This window comes from Hymenobacter sediminicola (assembly GCF_014250515.1).
GTDB classification, from domain to species: Bacteria; Bacteroidota; Bacteroidia; order Cytophagales; family Hymenobacteraceae; genus Hymenobacter; species Hymenobacter sediminicola.
On sequence record NZ_CP060202.1, the window covers coordinates 1,317,563 to 1,333,444 of the forward strand.

Below are 15,882 nucleotides of genomic sequence, written 5' to 3' on the forward strand. Positions count from 1 at the left end.
GGGGGCCGTCAGGTCTGGCTGTAGTTCCGGCGCGTCAGGATTTAGATTATTTTCCATCTTGAAATTCAAAAGCAAAAAGGACGAGCGTAGGGGGAAAGTCGACAGTAAATAATTTCATAGTTTTATTGAAATACTTTAGTTGATATGCTGTTTATGGTGTTCCTGTACATAAAATAGGAATAGTTATAAAACGGTAAAATTCAATTTTGCAGAATAATGCAATTCTGTTTAAGACGCCGCTTTTCGGAATTCGTTAAGAGCCTTATTCAACGACAGAAGCTCAACGTCCGTCACCTGTGGAGCAGTAAGCAGATAGTTGATGCGACGCACTAGTGCATCCACTTCAGCGCGAGGAATACCGGCTTTCTGAGCCAGTCGTTCACGGGCAGATTCATCGTTCAGGTCAAGGCCAGGCTCATGAAACCGAGTCCGTAAATGCTCCAGAAACAGACCGACCTTTTTCTCGGCAATTGGCAGGTGGCTGGTGCCCTGCCGGTAGAGGCTGGCAATGGTGCGCGTGAAAAGGAGAGTAGTATTAGGAAGCGGCCGTAATACCGGAATGACGCGTTGCCGCCGCCGGGCCTCAAACACCACGAACAGCAGCGCCCCAAGTACCACCAGATACAACGCCCAGCGCAGCGCATCGTGGGCCAGCACTACCCGCAACAGCGTCTGCTCTTCTTGCCGCCCCTGTTTCTGATATTCGTCCCACCATACTGTGCGGCCGGCCGGCAAATACGAAAGCGCCGAAAAGGCGAAAGGAGAGGTGGCAGGCTGCAGCACAAAGTAGTTGGTGAAAGCCAGCGGCACGGTGCAGAGGTAGAAGTGTCCCCTCCCGTGCGGCATACGCACCAGCACAGCCCGCCCGGCTGTATCGGCGGCGAGCAGGGTGGCGGGCATCGCACTGTCAGGCAGGAGGCGGTAGGAAGTGCCCAGCGCGGGCAGACTGAAATTCCGGCGCTTGGTCTGCCGTGCTAGTGCTGCGTTGGTAAGCCGAAACACGGTAGAATCTTTCAGCAGCGTATTTGCGGAAGCCCCCTTCAGGCGTGGGCGATTCACGAAAGGGGCGGTGCGGAAGCCCAGCGTATCGGCGAAATGCGCGTCGAACTGCTCGGCGGCAATGAATACGTCGTTGCCGCGGGCCACGTGGCGCAGCAACGAGCGGCAATCGGACCCGCTCAGCTCAAACGCATCATCCACAAAAATGTAAGTCGATTTGGGGAAGCCGGACTCGGCCAGACCCGCCATGTAGTCGGCCTCTCCGGTGGCCACCTCTTCGGGGCTGGTGGTAGCTGGCTCAGGATCTATGGTATCGGGCTGGCTGCTCTGCGCCTCCGTGGTATCGGCGGCAGCGCTATCGGCAAGGGCCACCGTTGTCTCATCCTCCCCCTCAATCTGGCTATAGATAGGCACCCGTACCTGCTTTACATCGCGCTTCGCTACGCCCAGCACGTCGGGCAGCACGTCGTAGAGCACGTAGGTGCCGTAAGGAATTTTGTCTTTGTTCTGGAAGGTCGGTGTCCAGTCGAGCGGTTTGGGCCGGTAGTACTCTACGGCCACATAGGCCCCAAACAGCAGCGCCAACCCGAGCAGATACCAGCGAAAAGTGGTCATAGGTGCGAAGTGGATCAGGCGGCGCGGCGGCCGGTGTGGAGCAGCTGCTGGAAGGCCAGCCGGGTGGCGCGGGCCTGGGCATAGTGCGCGGGCGTGAGGTCGTCGTGCTCCCCGTACCACACGTAGTCGAACTGCTGGGTCAGCTCCCGGAAGGCATCGGGCAGCGGGCCGGCGGGCAGTTCAAACAGGTAGTCGTGGTTGGTTTTGTCGGGCTGCCAGCGGATGAGGCTCTGGTCAGCGAGCTGCTTGAGCACGTGCAAGTAGCCAAGGCGCACGGCCAGTCGGTAGTTGTTTTCTGCTTCGGCTGCGGCCAGCAAGGCCTCGAAGTCCTGCCCATGAATGTCCTCGGCCTGCACATCATAAGCCAGAGCCACCGGGCGCGGACTGCGGCCAAAGGCGCGGGTAAGATCTACCTGCATCAGCTTCAGCACCACATACACCAGCGCCACTACCAGCCCGACACAGATGCCGTATTTCCAAACCAGCTTGCCGGGGCGTGTTTCCAGCAAATCGGAAAGCCAATGCCAGAACCGAGCCCATAACAGGTCCCAGCTGCTTTGTTCGCTCTTCACTTCCACGTACTGAAACTCGCGCTGCTGCCGAAACTCCCGGAGCCGCTCGGGTGCTGGGCGCCGTAGCGTCACAGGCGTTGTGCGGTCGGGCGGCAGCGGGTAGGTGGCGGCTGCGTTGCGGGGGCGCTGCGCGGCGGCCGGCATGGCGGCCAGGGCCACCAACACCAGCAGCACCGCTACGCGGCATCGGCGAAAAAGCAGAACTAGAAACACAAGATGAGGCAATGGCTACAGGCCAGCAGAAAGCAAGGTCAAAATAAGAGACAGAGCGCAGAAACTAGTATTCGCCTTCTTCATCGGGGCGGTAGGCTTGGTTGTAGGCCACGGGCGCAGGGCCGCTGCCCAGGCTGTTCACGAGGCTGCGCAGGCCCAGTCCTTCTTTGCGCTCTACTAGGTTGAAATACTGGAATATCAGCGCTATCAGTGAAATAGGATAGGTGAGTAGAATGCCGGAAGTGTAAAAGCACTGTGCCATCATGCCCATGGCGTCGGACCCAAGCACTGGCACCTTGAGCATTTTGCCGAACATAACGGCGTATTGTGGCAGGATAAACACGATGGTGAGCATCCCCTGAATCATACCGGCGACGAGCAGCAACCCGAAAGTAGACCACCATTTACCCTGCACCAGATAAAAACTGCGGCGCAGCGCCGGTAGCAGGCCGCCGTCCTCGAGCAGCAGCACCGGGAAATACAGCGTTATCGGCACAGACAGGTAGAACAGGGCCGGTACCACCACCAGCATGAGCAGGAACGCCATGGCATCCAGCAACGCGACCAGGCCCGCAAACAGGCTTATAGCCACCATATACACCAGTACCAGCACCCCAAAGGCGGCGAAAATCCGGCCTAGTCGGGCTTTGATTTCCAGCCAGACCTGCGCGGGCGTCGGGGCAGCGGCTGCTTCAGAATTGAGCAGCAGGCGCACGTAGGCATACACTGTGCTCATCAGCATGATAAATGCCAGCAGGCCGCCCAGCATAGCCAGACCCAGCCCGGAGAAGTAAGAAGGCCCGAACATGGACGCCGGATCAACAGCCTTCGGATTGCTCTGCGCGGCTCCCATCAGGTCGAACATGTTGTTCATGACCAGGCCCAGACCGATGCCCATCAGCAGCGAAACGGGCAGCACAAAATAGAGCAGGCACTTGCCCAGCGGCCGCCAGTGCGCCCCCAGAAACTCGAACGTAGCCCCGATTTTGGCACCAAAATCTCGTTCTTGGCGAAAATCGGCTTCGTGGGTAAATTTTGCGGGCATAGCGTATTGCGCTGATTAGGTGATGAGCTGCCGGGCTGCTGCCGGCCGCTCAGAAAGATGCAGGTGAAGGGTTGGCCGAATGAGCACGCAGCCGGGCCATGAGCTGCCGGGGATACAGAATGAAATACCAGACAATAAATGCTGCGGAAGAACCAATAATGGCCACACTCAGCCACACGGGCATGCCCGTATGGCGCGTCACGAAGCCTTCCAGAAAGCCAGCTACCATGAAGATAGGCACCAGCCCAATAGCCAGCTTCAGACCGTCGCGGGCAGCTTGGCGGAAGGCAACAGCGCGAGAGTAGGTGCCCGGAAACAAGATGCCGCGCGCCATTACGAAGCCCGCACCGCCGGCCAGCACAATGGCCGATATTTCCAGCGTGCCATGTATCCAGATGGTAAGCAGCGAGGGCAGCAGCACGCCCTTCTGGTAGAAGAAGTATTGAAATGAGCCCAGCATCACGCCGTTCCGAAACAGGGCCCATACGGTACCCAGTCCCAGCGTGGCGCCCAGCGCATAGGCTACCAGCGCCACATAGATGTTATTGACCGTGATGGCCAGAAACATCGGCGTTTCGCTCATGCCTTTATACACGGCCATCGGGTCGCCGCGCTCAATATTTTCCAGCGTTTTATTCACATACGCGTCGCCCAGCACCACACGCACAAACGTGTCGTCGTAGGCGGCCGAAAGCGCGCCCAGCAGCGTGAATACCGTGAACAGCACCAGCGACACGGCCAGCGTACGGTGGTGGCACGCTACCAGCAGCGGCAGCTCCTGCCGCCAGAAGTGCCGAAAGCGTCCCGTGCTTTCTGTTTTGTTTTTGTAGATGGCCTGGTGCTGGCGGGCTGTCAGGTCGTTGAGGTAGCGGGTAGTAGGCGAGGCGGGATAGAAAGTCTGGGCGTAGGCCAGGTCGTCGGTCAGCTCTACAAAGCGGGCCGCCAGCTCGTCGGGGCCGGCGGGTGGCTGGCTTTCGTACTGCTTCCATTTGGCCTCGTTGAGCCGCAGAAATACCGCTTCGCGCATATAGAACTGGCCGGGTAGAAAAAGCGGCGGGAAATAACGGATAAGATGCGCCGGCGAAGTAACTGAAATGCGGGCAGAACCCGTAATTTGCGGCCTTGCCGAACACGGCGAAGATGGGTATTTTTTCCGGCCCCGCCTCTTTTTTTGCTACCTAAATTCCGGCCGGCCTGCCCGCCGCGCCGCCTGCTCATGAGCACTATCCGCGTTCAGACTGCCCAAAACGTAACCCTTGAATACGAAGTCGCCAGCCTGGGCGAACGAATTCTGGCGGCCATCATCGACTACCTGATTCTGGGTGCCTGGGCAATCATCTGGGTGCTACTCATAGCGGCGCTGGGAATTAAAAACATGACGCTCTATGTGCTCGTTGGCGTAGTAGTGGGGGCAACGTACGTGTTCTACGACCTGCTGTGCGAGCTGTACTTCAATGGCCAGAGCTTGGGGAAGAAAGCGCGCGACATTAGAGTCATGCGGCTGGACGGCACCAAACCTACCCTTGGCGACTACCTGTTACGCTGGATTCTGCGCATCGTGGACATTAGCACCATGAACGGTTTGGTAGCGGTGGTCGTGATTTTGGTTAACGGCCGGGGCCAGCGCCTCGGTGACTTAGCGGCGGGTACCACGGTTATCAGCACGCGCCAGCGCCAGAGCGGCGGCCCGCTGGCGCCAGCCTTCACGTCCCCCGACTACGTGGTGGTATTTCCGCAGGCCGCCCAGCTACAAGACCATGATGTTGCAACTATCCGGCAGCTGCTGTTTAAAGGGCTGGAGCGCGAAAACTACATGCTGCTGAACGAGGTGGCCGCAAAAGTAAAATCCCTCACAGGCATTCAGACGCAGCTACCCGACGAGGCCTTTCTGCGCACGGTCATACGTGACCATGCCCACTTGGCAGCGCTGCAAGGCTAAGCTCTGCCGGCATATAGCCCCCGAACCGGGCATTTATTCAAGAGTTACATCCATAAAGAAGGGGCCTGCTACTGTGCTGTAGCAGGCCCCTTCTTTATGGACGTGAAAAGCAAAGTGCCTGGCGCAAGGCTACCACGGCACATGTTGGTTCTGCCACGTCACAAAGCTGCCGTTTTCCTCGGCGTGCAGCTGGTCGGCGAGACGCAGGATGCCTTTGGCAGCTACGGCAGGGTCTTGGGCGGCGGCGCTACCACCCATGCCCGTACGTACCCAGCCCGGATCCACCAGAATAGACAATACGCCGTACTGCCCGATTTCAGCGGCCAGGGCGCGCATATACATGTTTAGGGTGGCTTTGCTGGCGCTGTAGTGATATGGGTCGCCGGAGGCTTTCCACTCCAACGAGCCCTGCCCCGAGGAAAGGCTCAGAATGCGAGCTTTGCTGCCGGCACGCAGTAAATCCAGAAAAGCTTGGGCTACCAACAGCGGGCCCACAGCATTTACGCGCAATACCTGCAGTGCGCCGTCGGCTGTGAACTGGCCCAGCCGCTGGTTTTCGGGGTCTTCCGGCCCCATGCCCGGATAAATACCGGCATTGTTGATGAGCAGGTCGAGACTGGAGGTTACTACTTTCACGGCCTCGTGCGCGGCCCGGATACTGGCTTCATCCGTCACATCGAGTTGCACGAGGGTGAGGTGGCCGGGGTACTGGGTGGCCAGGTGTTGTAGGTCGGTGGCGGCTTCGGGACGACGGCTGGTGGCAAATACCATGTCGCCACGCTCCAACGACTGACGGGTGAGTTCGAGACCCAGGCCCCGGTTGGCCCCGGTAATTAGGACGCGTTTCATAAAAGAGAGTAAGATGAAAGGTGGCGTTAGGGGGGCGCAGTTTAAGCAAAAACCGGCGAGCAGGGCCGTAAGTCCCAAATTCTACACAAAACGAAACCGGCCCGTCGTTTCTGACGGGCCGGTTTGGTAAGAATCAGTAAGACTACGTGCTAGCTGGCAGGCAGTGCCTTGCGGCGGCTGGGAGTTTTAATAACGCGTTCCTCGCCCTGGGCCAGCAACTCGTCGTCGCGCTCCGTTTTCTTCACCCAACTCACCGAGTACAGGTCTTTGCGCCGGTCGCGGAGGTTGCGCACGGCGCCGCTGGTATTAAGGTCCTTCAGCAGGTCCAGGTCCAGGTCGGCAATCAGGGTCATTTCGGTGTTTGGCGTGGCTTCGGCCACAATAGCATCGTGCGGGAATGCAAAGTCTGATGGGCTGAACACGGCGCTCTGCGAATACTGAATGTCCATGTTCTCGACGCGCGGCAGATTGCCTACCGAGCCGGTGATGGCCACATAGCACTCGTTTTCAATGGCCCGCGCCTGCGCGCAAAGCCGCACGCGCTGGTACGAGTTTTTGGTATCGGTCCAGAAAGGCACGAACAGGATTTTCATGCCCTCATCACTCAGCATGCGGGAAAGCTCCGGAAACTCAACGTCGTAGCAGATCAGGATACCGATTTTGCCGAAATCTGTGTCGAAGCAGCGTAGTTTGTCGCCGCCGCGCATACCCCAGTAGCTGGCCTCGTCGGGTGTAACGTGCAGCTTGTACTGCTCGTCCACGGTACCGTCGCGGCGGCAGAGGTAGCTCACGTTGTAGAGTTTGCCATCGTCGTAGAGCGGCATCGAGCCGGCAATGACGTTGATGTTGTAGCTCACGGCCAGCTCCATCATTTTGGTTTTGATGGGCTCCGTGAAGGCCGCCATCGAGCGGATAGCCACCGAGGCGGACTCCTCATTGGTGAGGGCCATCATGGGCGCGTTGAAAAACTCCGGGAACAACACGCAGTCGGCCTTATAGCCCGAAACGGTGTCCACGAAGAATTCCATCTGCTGGAAAAAGTCTTCCAGGTTTTTGGTAGCACGCATCTGCCACTGCACAATGCCAATGCGCACGTTCGATTTCTGGTTGCCAATCAGCTTGTCGGTTTCCTCATCGTAGTACACGTTAATCCATTCCAGCAGCGTGGCATAGGCCTTCGACTCCGAATCGTAGGGCAAATACCCACGAATAAGCTTGCGGACGTAGAAGTCGTTGGAGAGCTGGAAGGTGAGAATGGGGTCGGTGAGTTCCTTGTTGCGCACCATTTCCACGTACTTGGCCGGCGTCATTTCGTTGGCGTAAGCCGCATAGCCCGGAATCCGGCCCCCAGCCACCATAGCGCGCAGGTTCAGGTTTTCGCACAGCTCTTTGCGGGCATCGTAGAGGCGGCGGCCCAGGCGCAGGCTGCGGTATTCCGGGTCTACAAACACGTCCACACCATAGAGCGTGTCGCCGTCGGGGTTGTGCGTGTTGAACTTGCCGCCCCCCGTGATTTTGGAGTAGGTGTGTCGGTCACCGAAGTCGGAATACTGCACGATGATGGCCAGCGCCGCGGCTACCACCTGCCCGTTGTCTTCAATGCAAATCTGGCCTTCCGGAAATTTCTTCAGCAGTGCGTTGTATTCGTCCTGGGCCCAGGCGCCCTCCATGTTGGAGTATACCTTGTCCATGATTTCCTTCACGGCCTTGAAATCAACTCTTTTCAGGGTGCGCAGTACCAGCTTATGCGCCGGAATAGCGGTAGGGGTCAGCAATTCGGGTGTCTGGGGCATGCCTGGCAGCGTATTTTTCTTGCCATGTGCGCCGCCCGCCTTACCGTTGGAACTCGTTGCCATATGAATCAGAAAGGAAGTTTCGTGAGGAGAAGCGCAAAGATAGGGCCCTTAACGGGCCTGCCTGCTTTACGGCTGCACAACAACTTCGATGGTAAAAAGGCTCAGTGGAAAAGACTGGCACAGAAAAAGCCCGCTTCGCAGATAACACGAAGCGGGCTTTCGGTAGCTTGCTTCCGGCTGCGCTACTCGCGCACCACGCGCCGCACGGCCACGCCGGCTTCGGTCTGCACACGGAGCAGGGCCACACCCCGGAACGCTCCGAACAGTGTAGCGGGCAACTCCGTTTCGCGGGAAGCATGCGGCAGCGTGTGGCAGAACAAAAGGCGGCCGGTCAGGTCGGTGGCGGTGATAGTAGTAGCACCAGCTGCGGGCAGTAGCAGGTGTAGCGGAGCCGTGCCCCCCGACGGATTGGGATAGAAGCGAAGCGCCGATTCGGGCAATTGACTGCTGGTGCCAAGCACACCCAGACGGCGGTATATGTCGCGGTATTCTATTGCCGAAATAACTTCCTGCGCTGCTACCTGCGTGGTCGTAATGGTAAGCAGCGGCACATGCTGGCCTACCGCCAGCCACTTGTATTCGCGCACGATAGGCAACTCAAAACCCTGGCTGATGCCGCCCGCCGAAATACTGTCGCGGTCCTCAATGCGGCTCACTACACGCACCGTCTGGTACGTGCCGAACGGCGTGGTGAGGCGGCCCCAGGCATCTGCTTTGTTCACCCGCTTGCGCTCCTGGCTCAGGTAGCCGGTGCCCGGCACGTTGATGCTGAAAAACGAGTTGCTGGAGTCCGGGGCGCTGGCAAAGCTGAGCGGGAACCGGTAGATAACGTCCTGCTGAGCAGCGCTGGCATACGTGACAGGTACCGCCGTGCCCGCCAGCGTGCCACCATAGCCCACAGAGCGAAAGTCCGCATTCGAGGCGTTGAAAAACTGGTAGGGGTCGGTGATGGGCAGCGAGAAGCCCGGCGGCAGCGGCACACTCTGCGGCGCCGCTACGGTGGCGCGGTTGCTGCCGCTGAAGAGCGAATTGAAGGTAAGCGTGTACAGCGGTTGGCTGGGAACAGTAGTGAAGCGAGCCACATTTTGGGCGGTAGCTACCAACGTGCTGTAGTTCCAAGTTTGGTTGGCGCCGCGCTGAGTCAGGGGCGGCGCACCGGCCGGCAGCACCAGCGCCGCCGTGCTTTGACGGAGCGTATCGGTAGCTACCGGCATATCGGCGCGGGTAATATTCGGCGACTGAGCCCGGGCCGTGACGGCACCGGCTAGCAGCAGGAACAGGAAAAGCGGGTAGCGTTGCAGCATAACAGAAGGAATTGCGCCGGAAAATATCAGGAACCCGAATATAGCACCTGGGCCCACTAGTCGCCGCATCCGGCCTCTGCGTCGTACCTTGCAGTATGCTTCCTCCTGAAGAACGCCGCCTTCAGACCCTGGGCCGGCTGCTCAATCAGCCGGAGGGGTTTCCGCCCACGGCCTGGCTCTGTGCCCCGCCCGATGTTAGCCGCTGGCACCCCGATATGCCGGCGGCCGTGCTGCTTGTTGCGGCTGCCGGACAGGCCGTGCCTACGCCGCCCGGTCTGGTGCGCACGCTGTTCATGGACGAAGTGCAATTGGTGATGGAGCGGCTGCTGGCCCAGATTCCGGGGGCTCCGGCCACGCTCCGCGTCGATATTCTGGCCCGCTACAAAACCCGCCACGAGTTTCCAGCTCTCACTAGCCACCCCGATACGCTGGCTGACCACTTGGCTGAGGCCGTACAGGCCGGCGGCCTCAGCGCGCCTGCCGCGCTGGCGCACCTGCGCAAGTATTTCTCCCACTTCACGCCCGAAGCCGCCGAGCGTATTCTGGCCCAGGCATTCCGGCGGCTGAAGTGAGGCACAAAAAACTGTCTGTCATCCTGAGCAACGCGAAGGACCTTGTCACGCTGAACAGAATCGTTCTGGCGTGACAAGGTCCTTCGCGTTGCTCAGGATGACAGGTGAGTGAATCACCATTTACTGATTTACACCCCCGTCATTTCCGGAATTTCGCCGCGCACGACCAGCTTGCCGGCAGTAGCCGCCTGAATCTGCTCTACCGTGACGCCAGGTGCCCGCTCGCGCAACACAAATCCGTCGGGCGTCACGTCAATGACGGCCAGCTCCGTGACAATCTTTTTCACGCAACGCAGACCAGTGATGGGCAGGGTGCAGGCTGGCAGCAGCTTGCTGCTGCCGTCGCGGGCTACGTGCTGCATGGCCACGATGATGTTTTTGGCGGAAGCTACCAGGTCCATGGCGCCGCCCATGCCTTTCACCATCTTGCCCGGAATCTTCCAGTTGGCAATGTCGCCGTTTTCGGAAACCTCCATGGCGCCCAGAATGGTCAGGTCCACATGCTCGCCCCGAATCATGCCGAACGAGTCGGCGGAGGAGAAGAGGCTGGAGCCCGGCAGCGTGGTTACGGTCTGCTTGCCGGCGTTGATCAGGTCGGGGTCTACCTCGGCGTCGGTGGGGAAAGGGCCCATGCCCAGCAGCCCGTTTTCGCTCTGCAGCTCCACGTTAATGCCTTCGGGAATATAGTTGGCCACCAGCGTCGGGATGCCGATGCCCAGGTTGACGTAAGAGTTGTTCTGTACTTCCTGCGCAATGCGCCGGGCAATGCCGTGTTTGTCGAGTGCCATAGTGGGTTTTTATGAGGTCGTCATGCAGAGCGGAGCGAAGCATCTCGCGTGCTGACACAGGATTACTATTGCAACGTCAGCACGCGAGATGCTTCGGCTGCGCCTCTGCATGACGTTCTGATTTATTGCTAGGCGCGCACCGTGCGCTGCTCGATGCGCTTCTCGTAGTGCTGGCCCTGATAAATGCGCTGCACGAAAATGCCGGGCGTATGAATGTGGTTGGGGTCCAGCTCGCCGGCAGGCACCAGCTCTTCTACTTCCGCCACCGTGATTTTGCCGGCCGTCGCCATCATGGGGTTGAAGTTGCGCGCCGTGCCTTTGAACACCAAGTTGCCGGCCGTATCGCCTTTCCAGGCCTTCACGAAGGCATAATCAGCGTGCAGGGCGGATTCCAGTAGGTACATCTTGCCGTTGAACTCACGGCTTTCCTTGCCTTCGCCCACCTCCGTACCGTAGCCGGCCGGCGTGTAGAATGCCGGAATACCTGCGCCACCGGCCCGGCACCGCTCGGCCAGCGTGCCCTGCGGAATCAGCTCTACTTCCAGCTCGCCAGAGAGCAGCTGCCGCTCAAACTCGGCATTCTCGCCCACGTAGCTGGAAATCATCTTCTTCACCTGCCGGGTCTGCAGCAGCAGCCCGATGCCGAAATCATCGACGCCGGCGTTGTTGCTGATGCAGGTCAGGTTTTTCACGCCGAGGCGCAGAATTTCCCGGATGCTGTTCTCGGGAATGCCGCATAGGCCGAAGCCGCCCAGCATGAGGGTCATGCCGTCGGTGAGGCCGCGCAGGGCTTCTTCCGGGCCGGCTACTACTTTATTGATCATAGGAAGGGTGGGATGTTTGGGAGCGGAAAGGTAGAGAGAACTACGAAAACCGCCCGCCATCCGAAGACTTCCGCGAATCAAGCGGCAACGCAGGACCTTCTCCCACGACTGAACGAGTTGCTTCAGCGGAAGAAAGTCCTGCGTCGTCGCTCCGGATGGCAGGTGTAGTGGCTGCTTAGCCGCCTATCAGGTGGCGGCGGGCATCAGCGGCATCCAGCGCCAGTTGGGCTTTCAGCTCATCGAGGCCGTTGAATTTCTGCTCGTCGCGGAGGCGGGCCACAAACTCCACCGTCAGCGGCTGGTCGTACAGGTCGCCGTCGAAGTCGAGCAGGTGCGCCTCTACGGTCTGGGCCAAGTCGCCGCCGATGGTGGGGCGCACGCCAATATTGAGCATGGCCGGGTGGTGCGTACCCGCGGCCGTAGTGGCCATCACGGCATACACGCCGCGGGCCGGCGTCAACTTCAGTGGTTCCTCACACACAATGTTGGCCGTGGGCCAGCCAATAGTGCGGCCCAGCTGCCGGCCTTTCACCACCATGCCCGTGAGCGGGTAGGAGTAGCCGAGGTAGCGGTTGGCCGTGAGAATGTCGCCGCTTTCGATGGCGCGCCGGATGCGGGTGCTGCTCACGCCCACGGCGTCCACGTCTTCGCGCGGAATTTCCTCCACGCTCATGCCGTAGCGGTCCGCGTTCTGGCGCAGGTAGTCGAAGCCTCCCTCCCGGTTTTTGCCGAAGCGGTGGTCGTAGCCGATGACCAGTTTGCTGGTGCCCACCGTGCGCAGCAGAATGTTCTGAATGTACTCCTCCGAGGTCCAGGCCGCAAATTCCCGGGTGAAAGGCACGACCAGCAGATAATCAACGCCAAATTCCGCCAGCTTGGCCGCGCGCTCGTCCAGGGTATTAAGCAGCCGCAGCGCCAGCATTTCGGGGTGGGAAGGCGGCGGCCCCAGCACCAGCCGCGGGTGCGGCCAGTAGGTAATCACCACGGCCGGCCCGCCGCTGTGCGTTGCCACCTCACACAGGCGCCGCAGAATCTGCTGGTGTCCTACATGCACGCCATCAAACGTGCCGCTGGTTACTACGGCATTCGATAAATACGGAAATTCGGCAGGATCGTGAACAATGAGCATACGGAAAGGCGAAGGCCGCTACCGAAACTGGCCGGCGTAGTGGCTTTGTTGCAGGAATTGCCGGCAATCGGCAATGTTGAGAATATCGTGTACGGCTTGGCGCTTGTCGGTGGCGCGGCTGTAGTAGGCCTTACAAATCTGGTAGCCGATGTAGTAACCCAAATCGGAGGGCCGGCCGGCCGGTCGGTCACCTCCGTAAAGCCAATTCGCGAAGCTGTCATTTTCGCCCAGGTTCTGGTCGCGGGCAAACTCCTGCCACAGCTGCTTTTCGCGGCCAACGGCGTACTCATATGGCTCCGTTTTTACGATGCGACCTGAGGCCAGCTCTGCCACAAAATCGGCCCCGCCCTCAATCAGGCACTGCTCTAGCAGGATGCGGTATTTGTACGGAATGTTCTGCTGCAGATGCACGGCCTCGTGTGCGGCCAGTGCGGGCATGTCGGCGGGGGCATTCATTTCGGCGCTTAGCAGCAACCCTACGGCTTGGGCATTGCCTCCCACGCCGAATATTCCTATGCCGAAAATGACGGGCGGAAAAGTGGCTGCCGGATACAGGTTTTTCAGTGCCAGATAGGTGGCTCGGCAAGCGGGCACGGCCGAAGCCATCCGCTCAGAGCTGGCCCGAATACGGAGGTAGTCGGCGCGGCGGCGGCGCACCACGGCCCGCAGCGAATCGGCGTTGGCCAGCCCGTTTTTCTCCAGTAGAATGCGGGTGCCCGGCGTGGCAGGCTGCCAGTAAAGCGTAGCAAACAGATTGCCGGGCATACCTGCCGCATCCGCATCAAACGCCCGCCAGAAATTGGTCACGTCCTGCGTTTCGAAGCGGACCTTCAATGGAGCTGCCTCCCGGGCTGGGATAGTTGGAACTGGCTGAATAGGGGCCTTTTTGGTAGCAGGCGTTGTGTTCTGCGCCCAAGTGCGAGGGCCGCACAGTAGCAGAGCAAGCAGCAATGGGTACAAACGGGACGTAACCATAGTAAAACGTGGAAGCAGGTTCAGGCAGTGGGCGCAGGGCTGGCAGCAAGTCCCCAGATCAGTCTAAACAAACCGCATTTTCCGTAAATCCCAACCACTTGCTTACTGAGAAGGCGTCGGTTGATCAGACGGAGCAGAGGCGTCGGCTTGGTTGGCGTTGAAAAACTCCAGCCCGGCCCGCCGCTCGGGGCGCTGTGGCCGCTGCCGGCGGGGCCGCTCCGCTTCGCCTTCCGGGCGCGGCGGGCGCATGGCCTCCACGGCTTCCATCGTTAGGGCGTCTTCTACACGGTACTCGCCGATACGGGTGCGGACCAGCTTAGTGAGGTGGGCGCCACAGCCCAGCGCGGTACCAAAGTCGCGGGCGAGGCTGCGGATATAGGTGCCTTTGGAGCAGGTGACACGGAAATCCACGTCGGGCAGTGCAATGCGCGTGATTTCAAACTCCCGGATGGTAACCAGCTTGCTTTTGATTTCGGCTTCGTCGCCGCGGCGGGCCACCTCGTAGGCTCGCTCGCCGTTCACTTTCACGGCCGAAAACAGCGGCGGCGTCTGCGCAATCTGGCCCACGAATGGTGCGGTGGCCGCCCGGATTTCGTCTTCGGTGAGGTGCTCCCACGGCAGCTCAGCATCTACGGCCGTTTCCAGATCGAAGCTGGGCGTCGTCTGGCCGAGGCGGAAGGTGCCGGTGTATTCCTTTTCCTGGGCCTGAATCTGGTCGATTTCCTTGGTTTTCTTGCCGGTGCACAGAATCAGCAGGCCGGTAGCCAAGGGGTCGAGGGTGCCGGCATGGCCGATTTTCTTTATGCGCAGCGTGTTCTTCACCTTGCGCACCACGTCAAACGAAGTCCAGGTAAGTGGCTTATCGAGGAGCAGCACTTCGCCGGCTTCGAAATCAAATGAGCGGGGAGTATCCATGGTATTAGATGAGCTGCATAGGAATGCCCAGCGCAATCATAACCAGAATGACCACGCCCACGATGATGCGGTAGAAACCGAAAGCGCGGAAACCAAAGCGCGATACAAAATTCACGAACGACTTCACCGCCAGCAGGCCCACGATGAACGCCACAACGTTGCCGAACAGCAGCAGCTTAATATCATCGGCGCCGGGAGCCGCTATTTTGTAGGTCTTGTAGAGTTGGTAAGCGGTGATGACAAACATGGTCGGCACAGCCAGCAGAAATGAAAAGTCAGCGGCCGAGCGACGGTCGAAGCCCTGAGCCAGGCCGCCGACGATGGTGGCCGCCGAGCGGCTCACGCCGGGCACCAGCGCCAGACACTGAAACAGCCCGATGCGCAACGCCTGCGGCAGGCTGGGTGTGGTTACCTCCTTGCGCGGACTCGAAAACCACCTATCCACGAACAGCAGCACCACGCCACCTACCACCAATGAAACGGCCACTACAGTCACGCTTTTCAGCAGCTCCTCAATGACATCTTTTAATAGGAAACCCAGAATGCCAAACGGCAAAAACGCCACAAACAGCTTCACATAGAAGTCGAAGCTCTGCAGAAAGCGCCGCCAGTACAGCGCCACGACCGATAGGATGGCCCCCAGCTGAATAGAGGTGATGAAGGTTTCGGTGAAGGGCAATTGCCCGATGCCGAGCAGGTTGGCTACAATAATCATGTGGCCGGTGCTGCTCACGGGCAGAAACTCCGTCAGGCCTTCGACGATGGCCAGGATCAGGGCGTACCAGTAGTTCATGGGTAAAAAGTAGCGCAAAGCGCCTGCTTCGCACGTAGTTGCACGAGGTGGATAGAACCAGCCTAGTTGCGGCTGTTCAGTGGAGCATGAAGCATAGGCTTCGCGCTTTTAACGCTTGTATGTAGGGGCAGTAGGGGCAACAGGAGCCGCCGGCGCAGGCTGTTGGGCCAGCGTGTCGCGGGTAGTCGCATCCTGCGCCACCGGCGCGGTGGCCTGCGGCTTGGCCATAATAGCCCAGAACTCAATCAGAAAACCAACTATCAGCAGGATAGGGCCTAGCGTGATGCCCAAAAACCCTTCACCGTAGTCAGCAGAATCCAGGGTCATGGTGATGAAGCCGGCCGCTAGTACGGCAATGCCCAGGAACATCAGGCGGTAGTTGCGCGGCCCGAAGGCGAAGCGGGGTGTTTGGGAGGAAGTAGGTTCCATAAGTAGCAAAGCAAGGAGCATCAGTCTGAGCAGCGCGGCGCCTGATGCGTGGAGAAGTATGTTCG

16 protein-coding genes are annotated in these 15,882 nt (G+C 59.5%); 2 read left to right on the forward strand and 14 right to left on the reverse strand.

Annotated elements, in window-relative coordinates; translation table 11 throughout:
- Nucleotides 1–228: 228 nt before the first annotated feature.
- The 4 genes from H4317_RS05615 to H4317_RS05630 form a co-directional block, all read right to left on the reverse strand.
- A complete protein-coding gene (locus H4317_RS05615) occupies nt 229–1,614 on the reverse strand; it encodes a DUF4350 domain-containing protein (RefSeq protein ID WP_185889162.1) in 1,386 nt (461 codons plus the stop codon).
- 14 nt (nt 1,615–1,628) lie between these two features.
- Complete coding sequence (locus tag H4317_RS05620) at nt 1,629–2,399, reverse strand: DUF4129 domain-containing protein (protein ID WP_185889163.1); 771 nt, start codon at nt 2,397–2,399, stop codon at nt 1,629–1,631.
- A gap of 64 nt (nt 2,400–2,463) precedes the next feature.
- The gene (locus H4317_RS05625; RefSeq protein ID WP_185889164.1) at nt 2,464–3,444 is read right to left on the reverse strand and encodes a hypothetical protein; all 981 of its coding nucleotides are present in this window, start codon (nt 3,442–3,444) and stop codon (nt 2,464–2,466) included.
- 49 nt (nt 3,445–3,493) lie between these two features.
- Nucleotides 3,494–4,471, reverse strand: a complete 978-nt coding sequence (locus tag H4317_RS05630; protein WP_185889165.1) for a stage II sporulation protein M — start codon at nt 4,469–4,471, stop codon at nt 3,494–3,496.
- 189 nt (nt 4,472–4,660) lie between these two features.
- Here H4317_RS05630 and H4317_RS05635 point away from each other — a divergent pair, with 189 nt between their 5' ends.
- Nucleotides 4,661–5,383: an RDD family protein gene (locus H4317_RS05635; protein ID WP_185889166.1), complete on the forward strand. Its 723-nt coding sequence runs from the start codon at nt 4,661–4,663 to the stop codon at nt 5,381–5,383.
- A 129-nt stretch (nt 5,384–5,512) separates the two neighbouring features.
- On the opposite strand, the gene H4317_RS05640 is transcribed toward H4317_RS05635, so the two are convergent.
- The 3 genes from H4317_RS05640 to H4317_RS05650 form a co-directional block, all read right to left on the reverse strand.
- Nucleotides 5,513–6,232, reverse strand: a complete 720-nt coding sequence (locus tag H4317_RS05640) for an SDR family oxidoreductase (RefSeq protein ID WP_185889167.1) — start codon at nt 6,230–6,232, stop codon at nt 5,513–5,515.
- A gap of 149 nt (nt 6,233–6,381) precedes the next feature.
- Nucleotides 6,382–8,025, reverse strand: a complete 1,644-nt coding sequence (locus H4317_RS05645; protein WP_260625881.1) for a bifunctional GNAT family N-acetyltransferase/carbon-nitrogen hydrolase family protein — start codon at nt 8,023–8,025, stop codon at nt 6,382–6,384.
- Between the two features lie 245 nt (nt 8,026–8,270).
- Nucleotides 8,271–9,392, reverse strand: a complete 1,122-nt coding sequence (locus tag H4317_RS05650; protein ID WP_185889169.1) for a hypothetical protein — start codon at nt 9,390–9,392, stop codon at nt 8,271–8,273.
- Nucleotides 9,393–9,487: 95 nt separating this feature from the next.
- Between H4317_RS05650 and H4317_RS05655 the strand changes: the two genes are divergently transcribed.
- Nucleotides 9,488–9,964 (forward strand): hypothetical protein, encoded by a 477-nt coding sequence (locus H4317_RS05655; protein ID WP_185889170.1) that lies wholly within the window; start codon nt 9,488–9,490, stop codon nt 9,962–9,964.
- Between the two features lie 128 nt (nt 9,965–10,092).
- Here H4317_RS05655 and H4317_RS05660 read toward each other — a convergent pair whose 3' ends face one another.
- The 7 genes from H4317_RS05660 to H4317_RS05690 form a co-directional block, all read right to left on the reverse strand.
- On the reverse strand, nt 10,093–10,752 hold the full coding sequence (locus tag H4317_RS05660) for a CoA transferase subunit B (RefSeq protein WP_185889171.1): 660 nt from the start codon (nt 10,750–10,752) through the stop codon (nt 10,093–10,095).
- Nucleotides 10,753–10,880: 128 nt separating this feature from the next.
- Complete coding sequence (locus H4317_RS05665; protein ID WP_185889172.1) at nt 10,881–11,576, reverse strand: CoA transferase subunit A; 696 nt, start codon at nt 11,574–11,576, stop codon at nt 10,881–10,883.
- Between the two features lie 175 nt (nt 11,577–11,751).
- A complete protein-coding gene (locus tag H4317_RS05670; protein ID WP_185889173.1) occupies nt 11,752–12,705 on the reverse strand; it encodes a bifunctional riboflavin kinase/FAD synthetase in 954 nt (317 codons plus the stop codon).
- An 18-nt stretch (nt 12,706–12,723) separates the two neighbouring features.
- Nucleotides 12,724–13,680: a DUF2268 domain-containing putative Zn-dependent protease gene (locus H4317_RS05675; protein WP_185889174.1), complete on the reverse strand. Its 957-nt coding sequence runs from the start codon at nt 13,678–13,680 to the stop codon at nt 12,724–12,726.
- 102 nt (nt 13,681–13,782) lie between these two features.
- Nucleotides 13,783–14,595, reverse strand: a complete 813-nt coding sequence (truB, locus tag H4317_RS05680; protein WP_185889175.1) for a tRNA pseudouridine(55) synthase TruB — start codon at nt 14,593–14,595, stop codon at nt 13,783–13,785.
- 4 nt (nt 14,596–14,599) lie between these two features.
- Complete coding sequence (locus tag H4317_RS05685) at nt 14,600–15,388, reverse strand: undecaprenyl-diphosphate phosphatase (RefSeq protein WP_185889176.1); 789 nt, start codon at nt 15,386–15,388, stop codon at nt 14,600–14,602.
- Between the two features lie 108 nt (nt 15,389–15,496).
- Nucleotides 15,497–15,817 carry a DUF3098 domain-containing protein gene (locus tag H4317_RS05690; RefSeq protein ID WP_185889177.1) on the reverse strand — a complete coding sequence of 107 codons (321 nt, stop codon included), beginning with the start codon at nt 15,815–15,817 and terminating at the stop codon, nt 15,497–15,499.
- Nucleotides 15,818–15,882 lie beyond the last annotated feature (65 nt).